This window comes from Pseudarthrobacter sp. J1738 (assembly GCF_050490315.1).
In the GTDB taxonomy this organism is placed as follows: domain Bacteria; phylum Actinomycetota; class Actinomycetes; order Actinomycetales; family Micrococcaceae; genus JBNPEO01.
In genome coordinates this window covers 49281-73583 of sequence record NZ_JBNPEO010000011.1, presented here as the reverse complement: position 1 = coordinate 73583, position 24303 = coordinate 49281, and the positions used below count along the sequence as shown (strand labels likewise).

Annotated in this window: 22 protein-coding genes and 1 tRNA gene; 18 read left to right on the top strand and 5 right to left on the bottom strand. The window is 57.5% G+C overall.

Translation table 11 applies throughout. The annotated features are described in order from the left end of the window. The first annotated feature begins 62 nt into the window (after positions 1 to 62). The 10 genes from ACQR35_RS12675 (at position 63) to ACQR35_RS12630 (ending at position 9756) form a co-directional block, all read left to right on the top strand. Positions 63 to 1400 (top strand): cation:dicarboxylate symporter family transporter, encoded by a 1338-nt coding sequence (locus ACQR35_RS12675; RefSeq protein WP_430270240.1) that lies wholly within the window; start codon positions 63 to 65, stop codon positions 1398 to 1400. A gap of 259 nt (positions 1401 to 1659) precedes the next feature. Beyond that, a complete protein-coding gene (locus ACQR35_RS12670; protein ID WP_430268507.1) occupies positions 1660 to 2559 on the top strand; it encodes a ParA family protein in 900 nt (299 codons plus the stop codon). Positions 2560 to 2575: 16 nt separating this feature from the next. Next, positions 2576 to 3427 (top strand): segregation and condensation protein A, encoded by an 852-nt coding sequence (locus tag ACQR35_RS12665; protein ID WP_430268508.1) that lies wholly within the window; start codon positions 2576 to 2578, stop codon positions 3425 to 3427. Next, the gene (gene scpB, locus ACQR35_RS12660) at positions 3424 to 4032 is read left to right on the top strand and encodes an SMC-Scp complex subunit ScpB (RefSeq protein WP_430270239.1); all 609 of its coding nucleotides are present in this window, start codon (positions 3424 to 3426) and stop codon (positions 4030 to 4032) included. Before ACQR35_RS12665 ends, scpB begins: the two co-directional genes overlap by 4 nt. Before the next feature lie 95 nt (positions 4033 to 4127). After that, on the top strand, positions 4128 to 5390 hold the full coding sequence (locus tag ACQR35_RS12655; protein WP_430270238.1) for a pseudouridine synthase: 1263 nt from the start codon (positions 4128 to 4130) through the stop codon (positions 5388 to 5390). Positions 5391 to 5393: 3 nt separating this feature from the next. Beyond that, positions 5394 to 6500, top strand: a complete 1107-nt coding sequence (locus tag ACQR35_RS12650; RefSeq protein ID WP_430270237.1) for a prephenate dehydrogenase — start codon at positions 5394 to 5396, stop codon at positions 6498 to 6500. After that, complete coding sequence (gene cmk / locus ACQR35_RS12645) at positions 6497 to 7210, top strand: (d)CMP kinase (protein WP_430270236.1); 714 nt, start codon at positions 6497 to 6499, stop codon at positions 7208 to 7210. Before ACQR35_RS12650 ends, cmk begins: the two co-directional genes overlap by 4 nt. A 55-nt stretch (positions 7211 to 7265) precedes the next feature. After that, on the top strand, positions 7266 to 7943 hold the full coding sequence (locus ACQR35_RS12640; RefSeq protein WP_430270252.1) for a lysophospholipid acyltransferase family protein: 678 nt from the start codon (positions 7266 to 7268) through the stop codon (positions 7941 to 7943). Positions 7944 to 7953: 10 nt separating this feature from the next. Next, entirely contained in the window at positions 7954 to 9501 is a 1548-nt protein-coding gene (der, locus tag ACQR35_RS12635) for a ribosome biogenesis GTPase Der (RefSeq protein WP_430270235.1), read from the top strand. A 178-nt stretch (positions 9502 to 9679) separates the two neighbouring features. Beyond that, positions 9680 to 9756: transfer RNA gene (locus tag ACQR35_RS12630), tRNA-Pro, on the top strand. 111 nt (positions 9757 to 9867) lie between these two features. On the opposite strand, the gene ACQR35_RS12625 is transcribed toward ACQR35_RS12630, so the two are convergent. Beyond that, the gene (locus ACQR35_RS12625) at positions 9868 to 10587 is read right to left on the bottom strand and encodes a hypothetical protein (RefSeq protein WP_430270234.1); all 720 of its coding nucleotides are present in this window, start codon (positions 10585 to 10587) and stop codon (positions 9868 to 9870) included. Between the two features lie 108 nt (positions 10588 to 10695). Between ACQR35_RS12625 and gcvH the strand changes: the two genes are divergently transcribed. The 5 genes from gcvH (at position 10696) to ACQR35_RS12600 (ending at position 13748) form a co-directional block, all read left to right on the top strand. After that, positions 10696 to 11082, top strand: coding sequence for a glycine cleavage system protein GcvH (gene gcvH, locus ACQR35_RS12620; protein WP_430268515.1), 387 nt, complete (start codon positions 10696 to 10698; stop codon positions 11080 to 11082). A 76-nt stretch (positions 11083 to 11158) separates the two neighbouring features. Continuing rightward, the gene (locus ACQR35_RS12615) at positions 11159 to 11641 is read left to right on the top strand and encodes an FHA domain-containing protein (RefSeq protein WP_430268516.1); all 483 of its coding nucleotides are present in this window, start codon (positions 11159 to 11161) and stop codon (positions 11639 to 11641) included. A 26-nt stretch (positions 11642 to 11667) separates the two neighbouring features. Then, positions 11668 to 12390, top strand: coding sequence for a MerR family transcriptional regulator (locus tag ACQR35_RS12610; RefSeq protein ID WP_430270233.1), 723 nt, complete (start codon positions 11668 to 11670; stop codon positions 12388 to 12390). Then, positions 12390 to 12902 carry a bifunctional nuclease family protein gene (locus ACQR35_RS12605; protein ID WP_430270232.1) on the top strand — a complete coding sequence of 171 codons (513 nt, stop codon included), beginning with the start codon at positions 12390 to 12392 and terminating at the stop codon, positions 12900 to 12902. The genes ACQR35_RS12610 and ACQR35_RS12605 overlap by 1 nt, the downstream gene beginning before the upstream one ends. 252 nt (positions 12903 to 13154) lie before the next feature. After that, complete coding sequence (locus tag ACQR35_RS12600) at positions 13155 to 13748, top strand: MerR family transcriptional regulator (protein WP_430270231.1); 594 nt, start codon at positions 13155 to 13157, stop codon at positions 13746 to 13748. 188 nt (positions 13749 to 13936) lie between these two features. Here the strand turns inward: ACQR35_RS12600 and ACQR35_RS12595 are convergent, their stop codons facing one another. Beyond that, positions 13937 to 14737: a ParA family protein gene (locus ACQR35_RS12595; RefSeq protein ID WP_430270230.1), complete on the bottom strand. Its 801-nt coding sequence runs from the start codon at positions 14735 to 14737 to the stop codon at positions 13937 to 13939. A 301-nt stretch (positions 14738 to 15038) separates the two neighbouring features. Between ACQR35_RS12595 and ACQR35_RS12590 the strand changes: the two genes are divergently transcribed. Both ACQR35_RS12590 and ACQR35_RS12585 read left to right on the top strand, forming a co-directional pair. Then, a complete protein-coding gene (locus ACQR35_RS12590) occupies positions 15039 to 18440 on the top strand; it encodes a pyruvate carboxylase (RefSeq protein WP_430270229.1) in 3402 nt (1133 codons plus the stop codon). A 102-nt stretch (positions 18441 to 18542) separates the two neighbouring features. Beyond that, on the top strand, positions 18543 to 19892 hold the full coding sequence (locus ACQR35_RS12585) for a MinD/ParA family ATP-binding protein (RefSeq protein ID WP_430270228.1): 1350 nt from the start codon (positions 18543 to 18545) through the stop codon (positions 19890 to 19892). A 90-nt stretch (positions 19893 to 19982) separates the two neighbouring features. Here ACQR35_RS12585 and ACQR35_RS12580 read toward each other — a convergent pair whose 3' ends face one another. After that, positions 19983 to 21794: an AMP-dependent synthetase/ligase gene (locus ACQR35_RS12580; protein ID WP_430270227.1), complete on the bottom strand. Its 1812-nt coding sequence runs from the start codon at positions 21792 to 21794 to the stop codon at positions 19983 to 19985. A 126-nt stretch (positions 21795 to 21920) separates the two neighbouring features. Between ACQR35_RS12580 and ACQR35_RS12575 the strand changes: the two genes are divergently transcribed. Beyond that, positions 21921 to 22985: an ROK family glucokinase gene (locus tag ACQR35_RS12575; protein WP_430268524.1), complete on the top strand. Its 1065-nt coding sequence runs from the start codon at positions 21921 to 21923 to the stop codon at positions 22983 to 22985. Between the two features lie 14 nt (positions 22986 to 22999). Here ACQR35_RS12575 and ACQR35_RS12570 read toward each other — a convergent pair whose 3' ends face one another. Continuing rightward, positions 23000 to 23473 (bottom strand): hypothetical protein, encoded by a 474-nt coding sequence (locus ACQR35_RS12570; RefSeq protein WP_430268525.1) that lies wholly within the window; start codon positions 23471 to 23473, stop codon positions 23000 to 23002. After that, complete coding sequence (locus ACQR35_RS12565) at positions 23460 to 24275, bottom strand: alpha/beta hydrolase (protein ID WP_430268526.1); 816 nt, start codon at positions 24273 to 24275, stop codon at positions 23460 to 23462. Before ACQR35_RS12565 ends, ACQR35_RS12570 begins: the two co-directional genes overlap by 14 nt. Positions 24276 to 24303 lie beyond the last annotated feature (28 nt).

Below are 24303 nucleotides of genomic sequence, written 5' to 3'. Positions count from 1 at the left end.
GAGCTCCCAACTACATGCCGCATGGTATGCCCACCTGGAACCATTGATCTCAAGGAGTGCCCATGGCGACGACGCCATCGACCCCGATTGTACCGAGCACTAAACGCAAAGGACTCGACAAGTCCCATTACCTATACATCGCCGTCATCCTCGCTGTAGTTCTCGGCGCAGCAGTCGGCCTGCTCTTCCCAGATTTTGCAAAGTCGTTGAAACCTCTGGGCGACGGATTTATCAAGCTCATCAAGATGATGATTGGCCCGGTCATTTTCTGCACCATTGTGTTGGGCATCGGCTCCATCGCTAAAGCGGCAACAGTCGGCAAGGTCGGCGGCCTGGCACTGGGCTACTTTATTGTGATGTCCACCTTTGCTCTGGCTATCGGTTTGGTTGTTGGCAACCTCATCCACCCGGGTGAGGGCCTCAAGCTGGCACCATATGGCCCCAACAAGAAGGCGGCAACGGACAGCACCGTTGACTTCCTCTTAGGCATTATCCCCGGCGACATTCCAGTCCTACCCACGCTGCTTGCAGCCATCCTGGTTGGTTTTGCTCTCCAGCGGATGGGTGCTGCTGGTGCTCCGATCCTCAAGGCAATCTCTCACGCACAGGCGCTCGTTTTCCGCATTCTGATTATGGTTATGTGGGTTGCCCCGATTGGTGCATTTGGTGCCATTGCTTCAGTAGTTGGCAACACCGGATTCAAAGCCATCGTCTCGATGTTCACCCTTATGGTGGCCTTTTACATCACCTGTGCGCTGTTTATCATCGTGATTCTCGGCGGCATTCTGCAGCTGGTTGCTGGCGTAAACATCTTCAAGCTGATGAAGTACCTAGCCCGCGAATACCTGCTCATCTTCTCCACCTCTTCCTCAGAGGCAGCCTTGCCGCGATTGATCGCCAAGATGGAGCACTTGGGTGTCTCCAAGCCCGTTGTTGGTGTCACGGTGCCCACCGGTTACTCGTTCAACTTGGACGGCACTGCCATCTACCTGACCATGGCGTCCTTGTTCGTTGCTAACGCCATGGGAACCCCGCTGGATTTGGGTGCACAGATTTCCCTCTTGATCTTTATGATCATCGCCTCCAAGGGCGCTGCCGGTGTTAGCGGTGCGGGTCTTGCAACGCTCGCCGCTGGATTGCAGGCGCACCAGCCGGCACTCCTTGGTGGTGTTGGCATGATCGTGGGTATTGACCGCTTTATGTCCGAGGCCCGCGCCTTGACCAACTTCACTGGCAACGCAGTGGCTACCGTACTGGTGGGTACCTGGACTAAAGAAATCAACAAGAGCCAGGTGGACCAAGTCCTTGCCGGCAACGCACCGTTTGATGAGGCCACCATGATTGTTGGCCACGAGGTGAGCGTTCCGCAGGAATCTTTGAAGGTTCCGGCCACGGCGTAATTCCCTCAGGCCACGCGGAGTGGCTGGTAAATGTTCGACGGCGGTGGCTCACCTAAGAATTCTTGGGTGAGCCACCGCTGGCTTGCTTTAGCGGGCGCTGATGAGGGGCCTTCAATCTCAACCTTCGACTTCAGGTAGAAGGTAAGGCTCAAAACTCAAGAAAAGTCAAGGTCCGTGGATTACCGTGTCGTTAGCTGTAGCCTTGAAAGAAGACCAGTCAGAAGCTGACAACAAGATTCTCGAAAGTGTGGATAGATACGTGAGCAGCGAACAGGGTTCTGTAACTCTGGAAGGCACGGACTTGGACCCCGAAGACACCGTGATGGGGCCTACTGGGCGCCCACTGCGTGAATTCCCCGAACCCGCACCCTTGTCCTCTCATGGGCCGGCGCGAGTGATCGCCATGGTCAATCAAAAAGGTGGTGTTGGTAAAACCACGTCCACCATCAACCTTGCGGCCGCGCTCGCCGAACAAGGCCGGCGTGTATTACTCGTGGACTTTGACCCGCAGGGTGCCCTCTCCGCAGGCTTTGGCGCTAACCCGCATGAGCTGGACGTCACCGTTTACAACGTGTTGATGGACCGCAAAGTGGACATTCGTGACGCGATCCAAGCCACAGGTGTCGAAGGCTTGGACTTGCTGCCAGCCAACATCGATCTCTCTGCAGCCGAAGTTCAGCTGGTCAATGAAGTAGCACGTGAACAGGTTTTGGATCGTGCACTGAAAAAGGTTGAGGACGATTACGACGTTGTTCTCATTGACTGCCAGCCCTCTCTTGGTCTGCTGACCGTGAACGCTTTGACCGCGGCACACGGTGTGATCATCCCGCTGATTTGTGAGTTCTTTGCTCTTCGCGCTGTGGCACTCCTTGTGGAAACCATCGAGAAGGTACAGGACCGCTTGAACCCGGCACTGCAGATCGACGGTGTTTTGGCCACCATGTACGACGCTCGTACTTTGCACAGTCGCGAAGTTATTGGCCGGCTGGTTGAGGCGTTTGGTGACAAGGTCTTCGAGACGGTTATCAAGCGTTCCATCAAATTTGCTGACGCAACCGTTGCTGCTGAGCCGATCACAAGCTACGCCGGCAATCACCAGGGTGCTGACGCCTACCGTCGCCTAGCCAAAGAGCTGATCGCACGCGGTGGCGCTCCCTAAGTCCTCAAGCAGCTCTGTGCCTCAAGTTGGCGCCGCGAATCAAGCCAGTGCGGGAGGGCAAACCCGCACTGGCTTTGAAGTAAGACTCGGCAATTTCACCGGTCCCTTCGACTTGCTTTTGTCCCTGATTTCTAAACATGAGTTGGACATCACAGAGGTGGCTTTGGCCACAGTTACTGATGAATTTATTGCCTACATTCGTGCGCTTCAAGCCGCAGGTTCCGAATGGAAATTGGACGAGGCCAGCGAATTTTTAGTTATCGCTGCAACACTTCTGGACATCAAAGCTGCCCGTCTTTTGCCTGCCGGTGAGGTAGCGGATGATGAAGACGTTGCGCTCCTCGAAGCTCGCGACCTGCTCTTTGCTCGGCTGCTTCAATACCGGGCCTACAAGCATGCCGCCCAAGTAATAGGGGAGGCTCTTGCCGTTGAAGGGCTGCGGTTCCCTCGTCAGGCTGGACTCGAAGAGCGGTTTGCATCCCTTTTACCGGAATTGGTGTGGCGGCATTCACCGGAACAATTTGCTGCACTGGCCCAAGCGGCACTTGCTCCCAAGGAGCCGGAACCCACCGTGGTGGGCCTAGAACACCTACATTCCGCACCCGTGAGTGTTGCCGAGCAGGCGGAATACGTGCTGGATCGCTTGCGGCAACAACAACGCATCAGCTTCGCGGACTTAGCGCAGAACGCAGTTAGTGGCGCCACGGTGGTGGCACGTTTCTTGGCGTTGCTGGAGTTGTTTCGGCAAAAGCTTGTGGCCTTTGACCAAAGTTCCCCGTTGGGCGAATTGACCATCAGCCTAGCTGCGGACGCTGAGGCAACTTCAGTGGGTGTGGATCATACGGAATTACAGGAGGTCGGCTGGTGAGTGTGGAACAAGCCGAGCTAGTGCGCGGCGGTGTTGAAGCGGTACTTATGGTGGTTGACCAGCCGGTCACCGCCGCAGAGCTCGCTGCAGCCCTCGAGGTGCCGGTCACCGAGGTTGAAATGGCCTTGGAGCAATTGCGTGAAGACTATAACGGGTATACTGAAAGTTCCTCGAATAACGCGGCCGGAATCGGTGGTGTGCGTCGAGGATTTGAATTGCGAAATCTTGCTGGCGGATGGCGAATCTATTCCCGTCCCGAGCATGCGGAAGTGGTATCTCGTTTTGTCCTAGACGGGCAAAGCACGCGACTCACTCGGGCTGCACTAGAAACTCTCGCTGTGATTGCCTACCGGCAACCAGTAGCACGTGCAAGCGTCTCAGCAATTCGCGGAGTCAACGTTGACTCAGTCGTAAAGACCTTGCTGCAACGAGCACTGATTGAGGAATCCGGGGTTGATCCAGAGAGTGGTGCGCTTCTCTACCGGACTACCAGCTACTTCCTTGAACGCCTTGGCATCTCAGATGTTCAGGAGCTTCCGCAGCTCTCACCTCACCTTCCAGGATTGGAATCTTTAGGTGAGTTTTACGATTCCAGCCGGATCTGAGCATCAGATCAGGCTAAACACTACGAATTAACCATGCCGGAAACTAGGCTGTCGTTGGACAGTCTATAAACGGCGAAAAGAATATAGGACGGGTCATGACACAGTCGGGACGACAGGGTTCACCACGTAGCAACTCTGGATCAGGCAACCACTCAGCAGGCCGCTCAGGAGCTCCCCGCTCCGCTGGCGGCGCAGGCCGATCTGGAAATGCTGGCGGCGCAGGCCGCTCAGGTAATACAGGCGGCGCAGGCCGCTCAGGAGGAGCGCCCCAGCGCGGTTCCTTCTCCAAGCCCACTCAGGGTTGGAACAATTCTCGAGGCGCAGCTGCTGGTGCCGGTAGCTCACGCGATGAAAACTTTGAAGCCCCTAAGGCTCGCCGGCCCAAGCCGGGTGTAGGCAAGCCAGGTTTCGCCAAGGATGGCCGGCCCAAGGCTGGCACCGGTCGCGGTGGCGCAGGACGCAACACTCCCATTCACAAGAATGCTTCAGGCCGGGGCCCCGCCCGTAGCGAAAGCGCCCAGGCTTTTGGTGACGAGCGCTTTGGACGGAACTTGGGTCCGGTAAAGCGCCCGCAGCGTTCTCGCCGCCCGCAGGTGGATGCCATTCACCCGGACATCCATGATGCTGACGGAATGCGCTTGCAAAAAATTATGGCTTCCGCTGGTGTGGCTTCACGGCGTGTGTGTGAAGAAATGATCGAAGACGGCCGCGTTGAGGTTGACGGTCAGATCGTCACAGAGTTGGGTCTCCGCGTAGATCCCAAGACCGCAGTGATCCACGTAGATGGCATCCGCATCCAGCTGGACGAGTCCATGATTTACATGGTGTTCAACAAGCCCAAGGGCGTTGTCTCCACCATGGAGGATCCTGAAGGCCGCCCTTGTGTGAGCGACTTCTTGAAGAACAGCAAGTCCCGCACGGAGCGTCTGTTCCATGTTGGGCGTTTGGACGTCGCCACCGAAGGTTTGCTGTTGCTGACCAACGACGGCGAACTCGCCAACCGCTTGACGCACCCTTCCTACGAGGTACCTAAAACCTATTTGGTTCAGGTCCGTGGCCCGTTCCCCCAGGGTGTGGGTGCACAGTTGCGCGATGGTGTGGAACTTGAGGATGGCTTTGCCCGTGTTGACTCGTTCAAATTGGTGGACTCCACCCCGGGACACGTGTTGATTGAAGTTGTTCTGCACTCGGGCAAAAACCGTATTGTGCGCCGTTTGTTTGACGCAGTTGGTTTCCCGGTCCAGCGATTGGTCCGCGTTAAGGTTGGTCCTATCGGTTTGGGCGATCAGCGTCAGGGCAGCATCCGCGTTATGGGTAAGCAGGAAGTTGGACACCTTCTGGCCTCTGTGGGGCTGTAAGGAATGGCGGGTGCATCGGCGCAACAGCGCGCGCATCTTGCTGGCCCCGTAGTTGTTCTGGGAACAGGACTGCTCGGCGCCAGTATTGGCCTTGGCCTTCGTAGCCGGGGTGTACCAGTTTTCCTTTTTGATCCCTCACCCACCCATCAAGCGGTTGCGGTTGACATTGGTGCGGGCAGACCGATCTCTGAGTTGGACTCTGCCCCCGAGCTAGTAGTGGTGGCTGCTCCGCCGGATGTCACGGTGGACGTTGTCCAGAAGGCGCTAGGGGACTACCCCGAGGCCATTGTTGTGGACATCGCCAGTGTTAAAGCTGGGATTGCCGCGGAGCTAGCTGATCGTGGGGTGGACTTGAGCCGCTATGTGGGCACCCACCCCATGGCTGGCCGCGAAAAGTCTGGCCCGGTAGCCGCACGTGGTGAGCTTTTCACCTCGATGCCGTGGGTTTTGTGCCCTGGTGAGCTGAGCTCTACTAAGGCGCTTGATACCGCACAGGCCCTCGCGACTGACCTTGGTGCCGTCGTGTCTGTTTTTGATCCTCAAGAACACGATGCTGCGGTGGCCTTGGTTTCCCACCTTCCTCAAGTGATGTCCTCTTTGGTGGCTAGCCGCCTGCAGGGGACGCCTGAGCATGCTTTGTCGCTGGCAGGGAATGGATTGCGGGACGTCACTCGAATTGCTGCAAGCGATCCAACTCTTTGGGTGCAAATTCTTGGCGGGAATTCCGGGCCGATGGGGGAGCTGCTCCGTGGTGTCCGGGAAGATTTGAACCGCCTCATTAACACCTTGGACGCTCCGAATGCGCCAGGTGCCAGACTCGATTTGGCACAGCTGATCAGCGAGGGAAACGCAGGTCAGGCAAGAATTCCTGGTAAGCACGGTGGCCCGGCCAAGTCTTATTCGTGGCTGACCATCCTTGTTGATGACAAGCCTGGGCAGATTGCGCAATTACTGACTGAGATTGGCCACATTGGGGTCAACGTCGAAGACTTGCGCTTGGATCATTCTTCTGGCCACAACGTGGGCATGGTTGAACTTTCGGTACTGCCGGGCAAAGTGGAGCTTTTGAGCGAAGCGCTCGGTGACCGTGGATGGAGAGTATTGCAATGAGTAGCGTTGAGCAGAACACCGTGGAACCGCTCCGTCCGGGGCGGTCACTTTTGGTGGCGATTGATGGACCATCTGGTTCGGGCAAGTCCAGCGTCAGCAAGGAAATCGCTCGTCGACTGCATGTGGCCTATCTAGATACCGGTGCAATGTACCGTGCCTTGACTTGGTATTGCCTAGATCAGGGGCTTGACCTTGAAGACGCTGTGGCCGTGGAAGCTGCAGCCAAGGAATTGCCGTTGGACATCAGTACCAGCGCAGATGCCGAGTTTGTCCGCGTTGGCGGGATCGGTGTTGCTGAGGCAATCCGAGAGCCTCGAATTTCTGACGCAGTCAGTGCTGTGGCTACCACGCTGGGTGCCAGGACTGAGCTCATTCGCCGTCAGCGCGAGCTGATTACCGCGCACCACAACCGTATGGTTGTAGAAGGCCGGGACATCACTACCGTTGTGGCGCCTCAGGCAGATGTTCGGATGCTGCTCACCGCCTCGGAAGAAGCGCGGCTTCGCCGTCGCGGATTGCAGCTAGGCGGTCAGCAGGGTGCTGAAGAACTGGCTCGTCAAGTTACGGGCAGGGACGCCAAAGATTCAACGGTCGTCAATTTCACACTCGCCGCAGATGGTGTGGTGACCCTTGATTCTTCTGATCTGGACTTCGAGCAGACGGTGACGGCAGCCCTGGGCATTGTCAGTGAGGTCTTAGACCTTGACTAGCGTTGCGAGTGAAGCCGTTGTGCCACAGGCTTGGCGGCCGCGCTTAGCCCGGCCACTGGGCTGGTTTATCAATAATGTTCTCTACCGGACAGTGGTTTTGGGCAAGGAAAACATTCCTCAAGCCGGTCCAGTCGTTTTTGCTGCAAACCACATCAGCTTCCTTGACGGACCAGTTCTCTTTGCCGCAGCCTCACGCCCCATGCACGTGTTGATTAAGCAAGAAATGTTCAAGGGTGCGCTGGGTAGTTTCCTGCACGGCATCGGACAGCTGCCAGTTAATCGCAGCGGCGACCGGAAAGCACTACAGCGGGCCAAAAGCATCCTCGATCAGGGACGTAGCATCGGAATCTTGCCTGAAGGGACCCGCGGCGACGGAACCGCAGCGTCGGTGAGCGGGGGAGTGGCGTGGTTAGCGCTGAACTCTGATGCCGTCGTCGTTCCCGTAGCTATTTTGGGAACTCGCCACAGCGGTGAGGGCGTGAACCATGTACCGCGTTTTGGCCGGCGTGTGGTTGCTTCCTTTGGCGAGGGGCTGCGTGTTCAGCGCCAGCCGGGGGAGAGCGGCCGTGCTTCAATGGACAGGGCTGCGGAGAGTATCAGAGCGGCATTGGCTAACCACGTCAGTACGACGGCGATGCGCACCGGGGTGCCGCTGCCGGAAGTTCCGTTACGGGAACTTCAAAACAATATTTTGAATTCAACAACCAGCCGCTCCGCGGCGGACCACCACTAAGGACAGTGCAATGAGCGAATCCACTTCAAGCCGCGGAACGAACCGCGACGAGGACGAATACACGCCCACCGGTACCGACCAGGTGGCGGAAAACCTGGCCGCCCTGGACGACGAGGAAGCCGAAACGCGAGCTGCCTCGCTGCGCGCTGGATTGGCCGACTACGATCTCGACGACGAAGACGCGGCAATACTTGCCGGTATGGACGACGACGACTGGGAAGACGGACCGGCGAAACTGGATCCCGTGCTGGCTATCATCGGCCGACCGAACGTGGGCAAGTCCACCTTGGTCAACCGTATTCTTGGCCGACGCGAAGCCGTCGTTGAAGACGTTCCCGGTGTGACCCGGGACCGCGTGATGTACGCCGCCAACTGGAACGGCCGCAACTTTACAATTGTGGACACCGGTGGATGGGAACACGACGCTAAGGGTATCCATGCCCGCGTTGCCGAGCAGGCCGAAATGGCTGTAGAGCTCGCAGACGCTGTGCTCTTTGTAGTGGACTCCGCCGTTGGCGCCACGGCCACTGACGAGGGCGTAATGCGCATGCTGCGCAAGTCTAAAAAGCCGGTCATTTTGGTAGCCAACAAGGTAGACGACTTTGTGCAAGAAGCAGATTCGGCAGTCTTGTGGGGCTTGGGATTCGGTGAACCGCACCCCGTTTCTGCTTTGCACGGCCGTGGTGTTGCTGACCTTCTGGACAAGGTGATGGAAACTCTTCCCGAGTTCTCCGCCATTGACGGACCAGAACGTTCCGGCGGCCCGCGTCGTATCGCATTGATCGGCCGGCCAAACGTTGGCAAGTCTTCTTTGCTGAACAAGCTCGCAGGCTCTGAACGCGTTGTTGTTGATAACACCGCAGGCACCACACGTGACCCGGTTGATGAGTTTATTGAATTGGGCGGTAGGACCTGGAAGTTTGTGGACACCGCCGGTATCCGTCGTCGCCAGCACATGGCTCACGGCTCCGATTTCTACGCCTCCCTGCGCACGCAGTCAGCGTTGGAAAAAGCCGAGGTTGCTGTAGTGCTATTGGCAGTGGATGAAGTGCTCAGCGAGCAGGACGTACGTATTCTGCAGCTGACCATCGAATCCGGCCGTGCCTTGGTCTTGGCCTTCAATAAGTGGGATCTGCTCGACGATGAACGACGCATCTACCTTGAGCGCGAAATCGAACAGGACTTGGCGCACGTTGCCTGGGCTCCGCGCGTGAACATTTCTGCCATGACTGGCTGGCACAAGGACCGTTTGGTGCCTGCCTTGGATCTAGCACTTGAGAGTTGGGACAAGCGCATCCCCACCGGACGATTAAATGCCTTCCTCGGTGAACTTGTAGCAGCCCACCCGCACCCGGTACGTGGTGGAAAGCAGCCGCGAATTCTCTTCGGCACGCAAGCCTCGAGCCGTCCGCCGAAGTTCGTGCTGTTCACCACTGGCTTCTTGGACCCGGGCTACCGTCGCTTTATTACTCGCCGATTGCGCGAGACATTTGGCTTCGATGGCACACCGATCGAAGTCAGCATGCGCGTTCGTGAAAAGCGCAGCCGCAAGAAGTAGTTTTAGCTCGGTAAATAGGCTGGTTGAACGGCTGGTTTGAGGCCTACGGCCCGGCGTCATTTTTTGATGCTGGGCCGTAGGAACCGAGGGGGGTTTCGATTTCTCATTAGACCTGCATTCGTATAAGCTAGTACGCGTTGCTTGAACGGCCGCGAACAGCGATAACGGTCAGGTAAGGCGGGCTGTAGCGCAGCTTGGTAGCGCACTTGACTGGGGGTCAAGGGGTCGCAGGTTCAAATCCTGTCAGCCCGACCAGCAAAAAGGTCCCGGAAACTTTTCAGTTTCCGGGACCTTTTGTTTTGGTTGTATGGGTCACTTAGTTTGGAATGCTCGTCCCGGATGTCTTAGGGCCGAGCATTCCGTGACCTAACGGACGTCGCCTTGGTCTTCCACAGTGCTCTGAGGTTGGCGGAGCGAATCGCGTTCTGACTCAGCCGCGCGTCGGCGTTCGGTTTCCGAAGCGATGTTGCGCTGGGCAATAACTTGCTGGCGCTCAGCTTCTTTGGCCTCTTCTGCTCTGCGCTTCTCAGAATCACGAACGTTTAGTTCTTGTGCGCGCTGTTCCGTTTTGAGGCGCTTAACGGTTCGGCGATTGCGGCGCCACGCGGTCCACAGAATCAACAGGATGACAAAGATGACCGCTGCAGCGATTGCAGAGATGGTGGTCCAGGTTGAGAAGAATCCGGCGTCAATGCTAAGTGTGCGTTGACCAGCGTGCGCTGATTCGGAAGAACCAATAAGAATCCCGGCGGTTAGGAGATTTGGAGTGGCAATGGCTACAGCAATTAGGACAATCACAAACTTCCATGGCCAAGACACCCGCTTGTTGGTTGCTTGCCAAGCAACCAACAGCGGCACAAAGGTAAAAACAAATCCATAGAATACGCCTACCAGGATGCTGGCTCCTAGATCACGCTTGATCTGGCCCGCGATCGTGTCCGCCCACCAGCGAGGCAAAATGGCGGCGAGGATGAAGTAGGCAACCACGGCGATGGCTATGGCCACCACAATGAGGACAAGTTTGGCAACCCAGTTGCCTCTTTTTCGTTCGGTGGCAGTAGTTTGCACTGTTGCTTCTTTGCTCATGACCACATCATCTCAGAGGACCGCCCTTTACCCGGTCAATTGTGCCTATACTTTGTGCGATGGTGACTACGCCATTAATGCTGCTGACATCCTGACGAAAGGCATCCGATGAGCAACATCCCCGCAGATCTTTCCTACACCGCTGAGCACGAATGGGTCTCCGCTGCTGACGAGAATGGTGTTGTTCGCGTTGGTATCACCGATTTCGCACAAGATGCCTTGGGTGACGTTGTGTACGCGCAGATGCCTGAGGTCGGCGCCACGCTCACCGCAAACGACGTTGTGGGTGAAGTGGAATCCACGAAGAGTGTCAGCGACATCTACGCACCAGTGGCCGGTGAAGTGGTTGCTCGTAACGAGTCTCTGGACACTGATCCTGCCCTGATCAACTCGGACCCTTATGGTGAGGGATGGTTGTTCGAAGTCAAGGTCACTGATGCGGACGTAGCATCGTCCCTGCTCAGTGCTTCGGAGTACGAACAACAGGTAGGCTAGTTTCTAGGCGGGGAGCCCGCCTAGAAATACAGCACTCATGCTGGATAACTCCAGTCAAGCGATAGAGGAGATACCCATGGCCGGGGATGAGCGGAACCACACCCAGAACGGACTGAGTGCCGACCGTGAGAAGTTGAACGCCTCCGAGACCACCTCGATTCAATTGGCACCTCTTCTTGGCGCACCCAGTGCAGCTCCTAAACTCAGCGCCGAGGAAGTTTCTTCCGTTGACGCGCTTCCGGCGGGTTCGGCTCTCCTGATCGCACACTCGGGCCCGAATGCTGGTGCGCGGTTCCTTCTAGACACTGACGTCACTACGGCGGGCCGTCACCCAGAGGCAGACATCTTTCTCGACGACGTCACAGTTTCGCGTCGGCATGTTGAGTTTCGCCGCACCGCTAACAGCTTTGAGGTGGTTGACACCGGAAGCCTCAACGGAACCTACGTCAACCATGACCGCGTTGACCGTTTGGTGCTCAAAAGCGGCAACGAGGTCCAGATCGGCAAGTTCCGCCTGACGTTCTACCTGAGCCAGGCGCCAGCGCCTGGCAATGTTTAGTCCGAAGAGTCGGTAGTTAGGCATAAGTGGTACTTGCACACGCTGAACGCTCAGGACCGCGTGTCCTGAACATTGGTGAAGTTTTGGCTCAGTTGAGCGACGACTTCCCAACTATGACCGCGTCCAAAATTCGATTCCTCGAGGAAAAAGGGTTAATTACCCCGAATCGGACGCCGGCTGGCTACAGACAGTATTCGGAGAATGACGTTGAGCGATTGCGTTTTGTGCTTTCGCTTCAGCGCGACCAATATCTGCCTTTGAAGGTCATCAAGGACTACCTTGACGCCATTGACAGAGGCGAACGCCCAGAGAATCTTCCACCTGGCGTGAAGGTCTCACCTCGGATTGTCTCGGACGAATTCGCTGCCGAGATGACAGGTAGGGTGCGCGCCCTGACTGAGGAGCAACTCCGGACCGAATCCGGGGCCAGTGTTCCGCTCTTGCAGTCCTTGTTAAGTTTCGGACTCATTCAGCACAGCAACGGCCGCTTTGATGAGCATGCGCTCCAGGTGGCCAAAGCCTGTGTGCAATTAGAGAGCCATGGCTTGGAACCGCGCCACTTGCGTCCCTTCCAGGCCGCAGCGGAGCGTGAATTCGGCTTGGTAGAGCGTGCCGTCTCTCCGCTCTCCTCGCGCCGAGATGCAGCCTCCCAGGCTCGCGCCGCTGAGGCTGCGCGTGAGATCAGCGAACTCTGCTTGACCTTGCACCGTGCTCTTGTGCAGGATCGCATCGCCCGCATGGACTCCTGATGATTGAAGTGGAGCTTGTGGGAGTTCGCATTGAACTGCCATCCAATCAACCGCTAGTCCTTTTGCGGGAGATCGGGGGAGACCGCCACATTCCGATTTGGATTGGAACACCAGAGGCGAGTGCCATTGCCCTTGCACAGCAGGGAATCATCCCGCCGCGTCCCATGACACATGACCTGATGGTGGACGCTATCCACGCACTCGGACATTCGATAGCGCTCGTCAATATTGTGGCCGTTGAAGACAACGTCTTTTTTGGGCAAATACAGTTCGACGACGGCACAACAGTTAACTCGCGGGCGTCAGACGCCTTGGCATTGGCACTTCGGGCGCATTGCCGTATTTGGTGCGCGGAGCAAGTTGTTGACGAAGCTGGGGTCCGAATTGCGGACAATGGCGACAGCGAAGACGGTAGCGACGCTGTGGAAGCCACGACCGTGGACGAAGAGCGTGAATTGCGGCGGTTCAGGGAGTTCCTAGACGACGTAGAACCGGAAGATTTCCAAGGCTAATGTCACGTTAAGGTTAAAGTTGAGGCTGAAAGTTCCGACACGGCGCGAAATTGCCTCGAACGTCTTTGACCTAAGGGCTGCACGGCTCTAACGTCGAAGTATCAAGTTCCCATTGCATCCTGCGGCCCACCGGTTCACACTGGAGGGTAGACGGTCGTTGAAATTACACGACTGAGTTTTTGTAGCACCAGCTATAGAACCGTTCAGCAGGGATGCAACTCCCCCTGGGAGCTTTAGTCGAGGAGGGTTTACGTGAGTCCAATGGGCGAAGCTGGCGAGCTAAAGCGCGCCACAACGGGCAGCAATGCCCTTCCTGCCGGAGCGCAGGGCCTGCTGTTCACCGAGGACCTTCCCGTGTTGGACGAGGACGCTGGCTACCGTGGCCCGACGGCGTGCAAAGCCGCAGGTATTACCTACCGTCAGCTGGACTACTGGGCTCGCACCGGATTGGTAGAACCTGCCGTTCGCGGCGCAGCCGGCTCGGGCTCGCAAAGACTCTATAGCTTCCGTGACATTTTGGTCCTGAAGGTGGTTAAGCGCCTTTTGGACACTGGGGTATCCCTGCAGCAAATCCGCACTGCCGTGGAGCATTTGCGTGAACGCGGCGTTGAAGACCTCGCTCAAATTACGTTGATGAGTGACGGCGCGAGCGTCTATGAGTGCACTTCCGCAGACGAGGTTATTGACTTGGTTCAGGGTGGCCAGGGCGTATTTGGTATCGCCGTTGGGCGCGTTTGGCGTGAGGTTGAAGGCAGCTTGGCACTTCTGCCTAGCGAGCACGCTATTGACCAGTCGTTCCCGGATGACGAGCTCAGCAAGCGCCGCGCAGCACGTAAAGTCAGTTAGTCTCAGCAACATTTCAGGCCACCCTCTAGTGGCTCAGGATTCCCGTTTTATACCTTGGGTTTGAGGGCACAGAAGGTAGAAACGGGAATTTTTTTGCGTCCACAGAGGCGCCAAGAAGGCACGTCCAAAACCTAGCGTCGAGCCAAGACTGCTTCAGGAAACAGGTCCAAGTCCAGCTGGTCTAGTTATTAGCGGCGTGTTTGTTTGCCCTGTTTGCGGACAGCAGCCAGCAGCTCGTCGAAGAGGGCAGCGCTGCTGCGGGCGGATTCGCCGGGCCAGTGGTGCACGGAGTGTGCGGCGCCTTGGATCTGTTGCCAGTTAGCTTGCTCCGGGATGTAGGGCTCCAGCAGCAGCGGTCCGAACATGGAACGCATTTCATCAAGCCGGTAGGCGTGTTCGCTCGAGGTGCTCCGGACGCGGTTGGCAACAATTCCGGCAGCAGTGAGCGAGGGGGCAAACTCGCGCTTGAACAATTCAATGGCGCGTATGGTGCGCTCAGTGCCGGCTACCGAGAACAATCCCGGTTCGGCCACCAGAACCACGTTGTCGCTTGCGGTCCACGCCATCCGGGTGAGCCCGTTCAGTGACGGTGGGCAGTCGATCAGGACCAATTGGTACTGATCCACCCCGGCAAGGACGTTGGCGAGCCGGCGAAGGTTCCTCTTGCCCAAGTCCGGCCGATCGTAAATGCCGGTAAATGCTGAACCAACGGCTACGTCTAATGTTCCGCCGGCAGTGTTTCTTTGGTGTGTTGTCCAAGCGCTCGGGACTACATTTTCAGACAAGTGCGCACGCCGGGGTGCCTTGAGCATTCGGCCGATGTCTAATGAGCCGGTGGGAGCGCCGAGAGCCGTTGAGGAATCGCCATGGGGATCCAAATCAATCACCAGAGTGCGTACACCGGCGGCGAGGGCGGAGGAAGCGAGCCCTGTGGTGACCGACGTCTTACCGACGCCGCCCTTGAGACTGCTGATACTTACAACTTGCACTGGTAGATCAAAACCTCACGCTGTTGCTGAATTTCCGCCGAGGGACGCAGACTGACTAGTCAGTGTCCCCATCCATCATATGTTGTGCTGCTAGGGGATTTGGTCCACTTTTCTGGCACGCGGCCAGACTCGCCCAAGAACTAGGCGCCATTGCGGCCACGGTTGGCGCAGCCGATGAACTAGGGTCAGGACACCAAAATCGCATAAACTGTAATACCGATCACACTAGCTTGTGTTCGCTATTGGGCGTGAAACAAACTGTGAGCAACCGTCTCACTACCCGCGAGGATGCAGGAGCAGCATGTTTTCCAAAATTTTGGTGGCCAACCGTGGCGAGATTGCTATCCGTGCCTTCAGGGCTGGATATGAACTCGGTGCTAAAACCGTTGCTGTTTTCCCTCAAGAAGATCGCAACTCGATCCACCGTCAAAAGGCTGACGAAGCGTACTTGATTGGTGAAGAAGGCCATCCGGTGAGGGCTTACCTGGACGTGGATGAGATTGTCCGGGTTGCCAAGGAAGCCGGAGCAGACGCCATTTACCCCGGCTACGGCTTTTTGTCTGAAAATCCTGATCTGGCCCGTGCTGCCAAAGCCGCGGGGATCACTTTTGTGGGTCCGCCAGCAGAGGTATTAGAACTTGCTGGCAACAAGGTTGCTGCCCTCGCTGCGGCGCGCAAGGCCGGTGTGCCGGTGCTCAATTCAAGCAAGCCGTCCAAAGACGTGGATGAGTTGATTGCTGCAGCGGACGAGATTGGGTTCCCCATTTTCGCCAAGGCCGTTGCCGGCGGCGGTGGACGTGGCATGCGTCGCGTGGACACTCGTGAGGAATTGCCTGAGGCACTTCATGCGGCCATGCGTGAAGCTGATTCGGCTTTCGGTGACCCCACCATGTTTTTGGAGCAGGCGGTTCTGCGGCCACGCCATATTGAGGTTCAGATTTTGGCCGACGGTGACGGCAACGTTATTCACCTCTTTGAACGTGATTGTTCACTCCAGCGCCGTCACCAAAAAGTGGTTGAGATTGCTCCGGCCCCCAACCTCGATGAAAACATCCGCCAGGCGTTGTACCGGGACGCAATCAAGTTTGCGAAGGCCCTGAACTATGTAAACGCGGGAACCGTTGAGTTCCTTGTGGACACTGTTGGCGAGCGCGCTGGACAGCACGTATTTATCGAAATGAACCCTCGAATCCAGGTAGAGCACACCGTCACTGAGGAAGTGACGGACGTGGACCTGGTACAGGCTCAGATGCGCATCGCCTCGGGACAGACCTTGGCTGATCTTGGTTTGTCTCAAGACACGGTCCAGCTCAAGGGAGCAGCGCTTCAGTGCCGTATCACCACTGAGGATCCGGCTAATGGATTCCGTCCTGACGTGGGAAAGATTACCGGCTACCGTTCAGCAGGTGGCGCTGGTGTAAGGCTCGACGGCGGAACTGTCTACTCTGGTGCCGAGATCAGTCCGCACTTTGATTCAATGTTGGTCAAACTAACGTGCCGTGGCCGTGATTACCCCGCAGCCGTGGCTCGCGCCCGGCGAGCCTTGGCTGAGTTCCGTATTCGTGGGGTCTCCACAAACATCGCTTTCCTCCAGGCGGTGCTCGAAGATCCAGAGTTTATTGCCGGCAACGTGGCCACTTCCTTTATTGACGAGCGTCCTGAACTGCTCAAAGCCCGTGGCTCAGCAGATCGAGGCACCAAACTATTAACCTGGCTCGCCGAAGTTACTGTTAATAAACCCAATGGCGAACCGACTGTGACTCACGGTCCAGCCCGCAAGTTACCTGAGCGTGGAAACACCAGCGGGGAACTTCCCTCAGGTTCACGCCAGCGTCTCGCCGAGCTAGGGCCGGAAGGATTCGCCAAGGCGCTACGCGAGCAACAGGCCGTGGCCGTCACCGACACAACGTTCCGGGATGCCCACCAGTCACTTCTCGCTACTCGGGTACGTACCAAGGACCTGGTTGCTGCAGGGCCGGCAGTTTCCCAATTGCTTCCTGAACTATTTTCAGTTGAAGCGTGGGGTGGTGCCACTTACGACGTCGCCCTGAGGTTCTTGGGTGAAGACCCCTGGGATCGGTTGGCCGCGCTGCGGAAGGCCATGCCCAACATTTGTCTTCAAATGCTCCTGCGTGGACGTAACACCGTCGGCTACACTCCCTATCCCACTGAAGTTACTGAAGCCTTTGTGGCGGAAGCCGCAGCTACCGGCATTGACGTTTTCCGTATTTTCGATGCGCTCAATGACGTGAATCAGATGGCCCCCGCTATCAGCGCTGTTCGCGCAACGGGCACAGCAGTCGCCGAAGTGGCGTTGTGCTACACAGGCGACCTTCTGGACCCGGCCGAGGACCTCTACACCTTGGATTACTATCTTGATTTGGCGCAGCGGATTGTTGATGCTGGTGCTCACATCTTGGCGATCAAGGACATGGCGGGGCTCCTCCGTCCGGCGGCGGCAGCCAAGCTGGTCACGGCTCTACGTGAGCGTTTTGACCTCCCGGTTCATTTGCACACGCACGATACCGCTGGCGGTCAGCTAGCTACGTTGATGGCAGCCATTAACGCTGGCGTAGATGCGGTTGACGTTGCCTCGGCCGCGTTGGCCGGGACAACGAGCCAGCCGGCCATGTCTGCACTCGTGGCCGCCTTGGCGCACACTGAGCGCGATACCGGCTTGAGCTTAAGCAACGTTGGCGCACTTGAACCCTATTGGGAAGCGGTTCGCAAGGTTTATGCTCCGTTTGAATCCGGGCTGGCGGCACCAACTGGGCGGGTGTACCAGCATGAAATTCCTGGCGGCCAGCTCTCTAACCTTCGCCAGCAAGCAATTGCCTTAGGACTGGGTGAACGCTTCGAAGCAATCGAGGACATGTACACGGCTGCAGACCGTATTCTGGGCCGTCTTGTGAAGGTCACACCGTCCTCGAAAGTAGTGGGAGACCTGGCCCTGCACTTGGTCGGTCTCAACGCTGACCCGGCTGACTTTGAAGAGAACCCGCAGAAATTTGATATTCCTGACTCGGTCATTGGCTTTCTCTCTGGCGAATTGGGCGATCCGCCAGGCGGCTGGCCGGAACCATTCCGCACCAAGGCTCTGCAGGGCAGAAGTATCAAGGTACGGGACGTTGAGCTCAGTACCGAGGACAGCGAATCGTTGAGCAAAGATTCGGCAACTCGACGCAGTACGCTGAACCGGTTGCTCTTCGCTGGACCCACTCAGGACTACAACAAGAGCCGCGAACAGTACGGCAACTTGTCAGTGCTGGACACTCGTGATTACTTGTACGGGTTGCAGCACGGCGAAGAGCACGTGATCGAGCTCGAGAAAGGCGTTCGGCTGATCGCCTCCCTAGAGGCCGTCTCCGAGCCGGATGAGAAGGGAATGCGCACCGTCATGACCACGCTCAATGGTCAATCGCGCCCAGTTGTAGTGAGGGATAAATCAGTGGTCAGCAACGTCAAGACGGCCGAGAAAGCCGATACCTCCATTGCAGGTCATTTGGCAGCGCCGTTTGCTGGTGCTGTCACTCTGGCCGTCAAGGTAGGCGATGAGCTCAAGGCCGGCGATACGGTTGCCACTATTGAAGCCATGAAGATGGAAGCATCCATCACCACGCCGATTGCCGGTACCGTGAGCCGTCTTGCAGTGGGGCCAGTGGAACAAGTTCAAGGCGGTGACCTACTTCTCGTTGTGGAGTAGGGCTGGTTCGGCCGCTATGGGGCATTGGGGCGATAAGCTGAATCTGAATGAAAGCTGTGGATACGCCATGCCATTTGCAGCAGTCAACACCAGGTTGGAGACATGACTCAGAAAAGCACGCCCACCCAGGGCAACGATCCTTCGGCGCAGGATGTATCGGCAGAGGATGGTTCTGGAGAGCTCGTCGCTGAATTCGACGGCTCTGAAGCGGCAGAAGCCGAGGACTCCTTCGCAGCAGAAAACGGCGTTGAAGAGGCCGAGCCAGAAGCTACAGCGGAAATCAGTGCCGCTACGGTTGTTGACCCGGCCACTATCCCGGGTATCCCCGCTGTTCCTCCTGCGGGGATGGTGACTGCCGGTGTCGGCATAGTTGGCGCCCAGACTCAGTGGAAGCCCAACGGTGCGCCACTGAGCACGGAACCAGCGCGTGAAAAGGTCGAGGTCGAAGAGGAGCTCAGCAATGAGCGCAACGCCGTGGACATTGGGGCCCCGGGCGTCAGCGAGCGTCGCACCAAGGCCGCTGGTCCTGAAGCTGCCTCGTCGCTAACGGCAGACCGGCTATTGGAGAAAACAGCTGCTGCACCAGTATCTGGTTGGCGCCGGTGGCTCTACCAAGCGACCTTTGGCTTCGTAAATTTGGGAGACTCGGACAGGGTTCGAATCCAGCGTGTTCTTGAGCACCGCATCGCAGTGCGGTTAGGCGAGCAAACTCGATATGTTCCTGTGCTCTCACGCAAGGGTGGTGTTGGTAAAACAACCGTAACCACACTCTTGGGTATGGTGCTGGCAGATCTACGTGAAGACCGTGTGATCGCCATGGACGCTAACCCGGACCGCGGTACTCTATCAGACCGCTCACCAGGCCGTGCGGACTTCACGGCTCGTCACTTGGTAAAAGAGCGCTTCAACGTAAATTCTTTTACTCAGCTCTCCAACTACACCGCGCGCGAAGGCTCACGTTTGGACGTGCTCGCCTCTGACACGGATCCCACCGTGGCACACGCCTTCGACGACGCCGACTACCGTGCCGTTACTGACATCTTGGGCCGCTACTACTCTATTGTTCTCACCGATTCTGGTACCGGAATGGTTCACTCGGTGATGAAAGGCACGCTAGAAAAGGCCGACGCCGTTGTGTTGGTTTCCGGTGGCAGCGTTGACGAAGCACGGCTCGCCTCGGAGACGCTGTCGTGGCTAGAAGCACACGGCAGGGAAGACCTGGTCCGCAAGGCGACAGTGGTGATCAACATGTCCGCAGGCGTTGGCACCCGGGTGAATGTCAACGAGATTGAGGATCACTTCCGCTCCCGTGTGAAGAACGTAGTGCGCATTCCCTACGACAAACATTTGGCGGAAGGCTCGCGTATTGAGTTGGCTAAGCTTGCGCCAGCTACCCGAAGCGCAGCTGTTGAGCTTGCGGCTCTTGTGGTTGACGAACTCGTCGACGACTAGAAAGTCCGTCTGATAGGAGCTCATACGTAGAAGGGGCGGACCAAGCAAATGCTTGGTCCGCCCCTTCTGGCTTAGCTGCTAGTAAAAGAGCTAAGACGGCTTTTTAGCTGAATACATTTCTTCAATAACGGCGTCATAGTCCTTGATGACCTGAGCTCGTTTGACCTTCAAAGAGGGAGTCAGGTGACCCGATGCTTCAGTGAAATCACTGGTGACGATCCGGAATGATTTGATGGCCTCCGCGTGGCTGACCGACTGGTTGGCGCGGTCAATCAGCTTCTGGACCTGAGCATGAATCTGAGGATCCTTGACGGCGTCATCGATGCTCATTTTGCCGGAAAGGTTGTGACGTTCCAGCCAGCCCGGAAGTGCTTCCTCATCGAGGGTAACCAGGGCTCCGATAAAGGGGCGGTTGTCACCAACCACAAGGACCTGGGACACCAAAGCATCGGCGCGAATCTGGTCCTCAAGGAGGGCCGGAACAACGTTCTTTCCACTGGCGGTAACGATGATTTCCTTTTTGCGGCCAGTAATCTTCAAAAAGCCGTCGGTATCGAGCTCGCCAATGTCTCCGGTGTGGAACCAGCCATCGGTAAAGGCCTGCTCGGTGAGTTCGGCGCGCTTGTAGTAACCGCGCATGACACAGAAACCCTTGGCGAGAATTTCGCCGTCGTCTGCAATCTTGACTGCGTTACCTGGAAGTGGGCGGCCTACTGTCCCAATCTTGATGCGGGCCGGAGTGTTAACTGTGATGGGCGCAGTGGTTTCAGTGAGCCCGTAGCCTTCGAGGATCTGCATTCCAATCCCTTGGAAGAAGTAGCCTAGGCGTTCACCCAGCGGGCCACCACCAGAGACAGCATGCGCAACGTGGCCACCCATGGCCGTGCGCAGTTTGGCGTAGACGAGCTTGTCGAACACGGCGTGCTTGATCTTAAGACCCAAGCCGGCTTTGCCGTTCTGCTGCGCGCGGGCGTAGGCGATAGCGGTCTCGGCGGCCTTGTGGAAGATGGCGCCCTTGCCGCCGTCCTCGGCCTTGGTCAGTGCTGAGTTGTAAACCTTCTCGAAAACGCGGGGAACGGCCAAAATGAAGGTTGGCTGGTAGCTCTGCAGATCCGCCAAAAGGTTCTTGATATCTGGCGTATGGGCAACCGTGGCTCCCGCTGCAACACTGAGCACTGAGATGAATCGAGCGAAGACGTGGGCCAAGGGCAAAAACATAATGGTCTTGGCGTTCTGATTCACGATTTCGCCCAAGCTCGCAAGAGCATTGTCCGAAAGCTCCACAAAGTTGCCATGTGTCAGTTCGCAGCCTTTGGGGCGTCCGGTGGTTCCGGAGGTGTAGATAATCGTGGCAACGTCAGCAAGGTTTGCGGTGGAACGGCGGGTTTCCAGTTCTTCATCGCTGACATTAACGCCCGCCTTACGAAGCGCATCGAGTCCACGGCCCTCCAACTGCCAAACGTTTTTTAGCGCTGCCAGGTTCTCTGAGGCGGCTGCTGCACGGATGATGTTCTCGTGGTTACTAGATTCGGCAAAAGCGGCGACGGCACCCGAATCGCCCAGGTTCCATGCGACTTGCGAGGGGGAGGAGGTTTCGTAGATTGGTACAGAAACGGCGCCGGAGAACCAAATAGCGAAGTCCACAAGGGCCCATTCGTAACGAGTGCGGGCCATAATTCCCACACGGTCACCGGCGGCCACACCGCTTGCCATCAAGCCTTTTGCAATGCGCACCACATCGGCGTGGAAGTCTTTGGCCGAAATATCATTCCATGTTCCTGCAGCGTCACGGACCGAAAATAGTGCAGGATTCGCGGCAGAATTGCTTTGCCGCAGTACTAGATCGGTGATGTTGATCTCCGGGGCCACATTGACCAGGGGAGGGACGCTGAGTTCGCGCACGATAGCTCCTTCGATATCCGTTCCCCAAGGGGGCTTGATCTAACTCTAGTCGCCCGGGGATTGCTGTGATTTAGATTATACCTACTCGCCAGTAACATTGGGCATTCCGCCGTAGGATGGTTGCTTATGGCACCCTTTTCCGCGCATCATCAAGGCCCCCGCAGCTCGCGCCGACAAGCGTTTCGTTCAGTACCGCGCCCTAGAGCAGCCAGTCTGCGGCTGCGCCGACGAGGGCACGCCATTGGTATAGACATCGGTGGGACCAAAGTTGCGGCCGGCGTTGTGGACGCTGACGGGAACATTCTAGCCAGCGCCCGGCGCGAGACCCCGGGAAGTGATCCTCGCGCCGTCGAAAGCGTGATCGTTGAACTTGTTAAGGAACTTAGTGAGGGGCACCGCGTATCAAGCGTTGGCATCGGTGCAGCTGGCTGGATGGATCTGGCCGGTGCCACAGTCCTCTTTAGCCCGCACCTCGCTTGGCGCAATGAGCCCGTTCGGGAAAATCTGGAACGGCTTTTGCAGCGCAAAGTCCTTTTAGTGAACGACGCCGATGCCGCCGGCTGGGGCGAGTGGCGCTTCGGAGCGGGGCGGGGCGAAGACCGCTTGGTGTGCATCACTTTGGGAACCGGAATCGGCGGCAGTATGGTTTACGACGGCAAACTCGAACGTGGCCGGTTCGGTGTGGCAGGGGAGTTTGGGCATCAGATTATGGTCCCGGGCGGGCACCGCTGTGAATGCGGCAACCGTGGCTGTTGGGAGCAATACGCCTCAGGGAACGCCTTGGGCAGGGAAGCGCGGGGGCTCGCTGAGGCTAATTCGCCAGTGGCCCAAGAACTTCTACGAGCCGTGGGTGGTGTCAGTTCAAAGATCACGGGAGTGACAGTCACCGAAGCAGCCCAAGCTGGCGACGCTGCCTCGATGGAACTCATCCAAGACGTGGGGGAATGGCTGGGCCTAGGCCTTGCCAATCTCGCCGCGGCATTGGACCCCGGAACCTTTGTGATCGGCGGGGGGCTTTCCACAGCCGGTGCACTGTTATTGGAACCCGCTGAAAGATCCTTTAAACGGCACTTGACCGGCCGTGGCTTCCGCCCGCCCGCAACAATCACCCTCGCCGCACTGGGTGAGCATGCCGGACTGATCGGCGCGGCAGATCTTTCGCGGGTTAGTGGGCGGACGGCGGGCCGCTAAAGGCGCGTTGGCTGCTAAAGCCTTGCTCCGTCGTCGTGGTCATCTTTTTCTTGCGGAAGTCGCCACATCAAAAAAACCACCGAGGCAACAAAAATGGCGATGAGGGCCCACACGCCCACCGCGGGAACGTTTCGGAAGAAGATCACACACAAGACCAAAGCAAGCGGGGCTCCCACTGCGCCCAGCCAAGCGAGCACCGATTGTGGCGCGGCCCCAGCTAACGACGGCGGTTCTTCGGGAACGAATTCCTCCGGTTCCTCCTCTGCGATGTAGTCACGCGGACCGTAAGCAGGGGTGACTAAGTCTTTGACGCTCCGCTCTGGTTTGGCTTCCGGCAAGGGCTCCTGCCGTGACTGAGTTTCAGGCTCCTGCTTAGACTCGGGAAGCGCAGTTGGCATGGACTCTAGGCGCGCCACAAGATCCAGCCACGTGGCTTGATCATTCTGGTTGGCTCCGGTGCCGGAACCCTCCGCCTCAGACCTTGTCATCAGCGCTCTCCGCAGTAGTGGAGGAGCCCATGGTGGACCGAGAAACTCGTCTGATGAACTCCACTGAGCCGTTAAAAATGACCGGCGCGTCGTTGTCCATGGTGGCCACGTGATAGCTGTTGAGCAGCGGAATGACTTCTAGCGGTGCACCAGTCAGACCGCTGCGCAAAGCGACCATGCTGCTCTCGGAAACCACATGGTCTGTGGTCGACCGGTAAACCTGTACCGGCGCCGTAATCTGCGGCAGCAAATCGCGGGTGTTGGCGAAAAGTTTTCCAAGTTCGTGGGCGGCGGCTACCGGGGTGCGTGAATAAGCGCGCTCGTCCACTCCCGACTTGACGATGTCATTAGAGATCGGAGGTGTGGATTTCACAATGTGTTTGAGGAAGCCAGTGAGCGGCGCGCGCCAATCATCAATCACCAACCCTGGGTTGACCAGAACCACACCAGAGACCGGCCGGAGAGCCGCGGCACGTAGAGCCAGGCAGCCGCCCATGGAAAGACCCACCACAAAAACGTAGTCGCAACGGGAAGCGAGATCTTGGTAGGCCGCGTCAAAAGCCTGGTACCACTCTTGCCAGCGACGCGTTGCTAGGTCTTGCCATGAGGTGCCGTGACCGGGCAACAAGGGGAGCTCCACACTGAAGCCCGCGTCAGCAAGGTGCTGGGCCCATTCACGCATTGAGGCGGGGCTACCGGTGAATCCGTGGCACACTGCAACACCAATCCGGCATAGCTCGCCCGAACCTGTGTGACTAAACGGGTTATGGGCGGGATCTGAAACGGCTGGCAATGACGTCATATAAATTATCTTCCCCTACAGCTGCCTG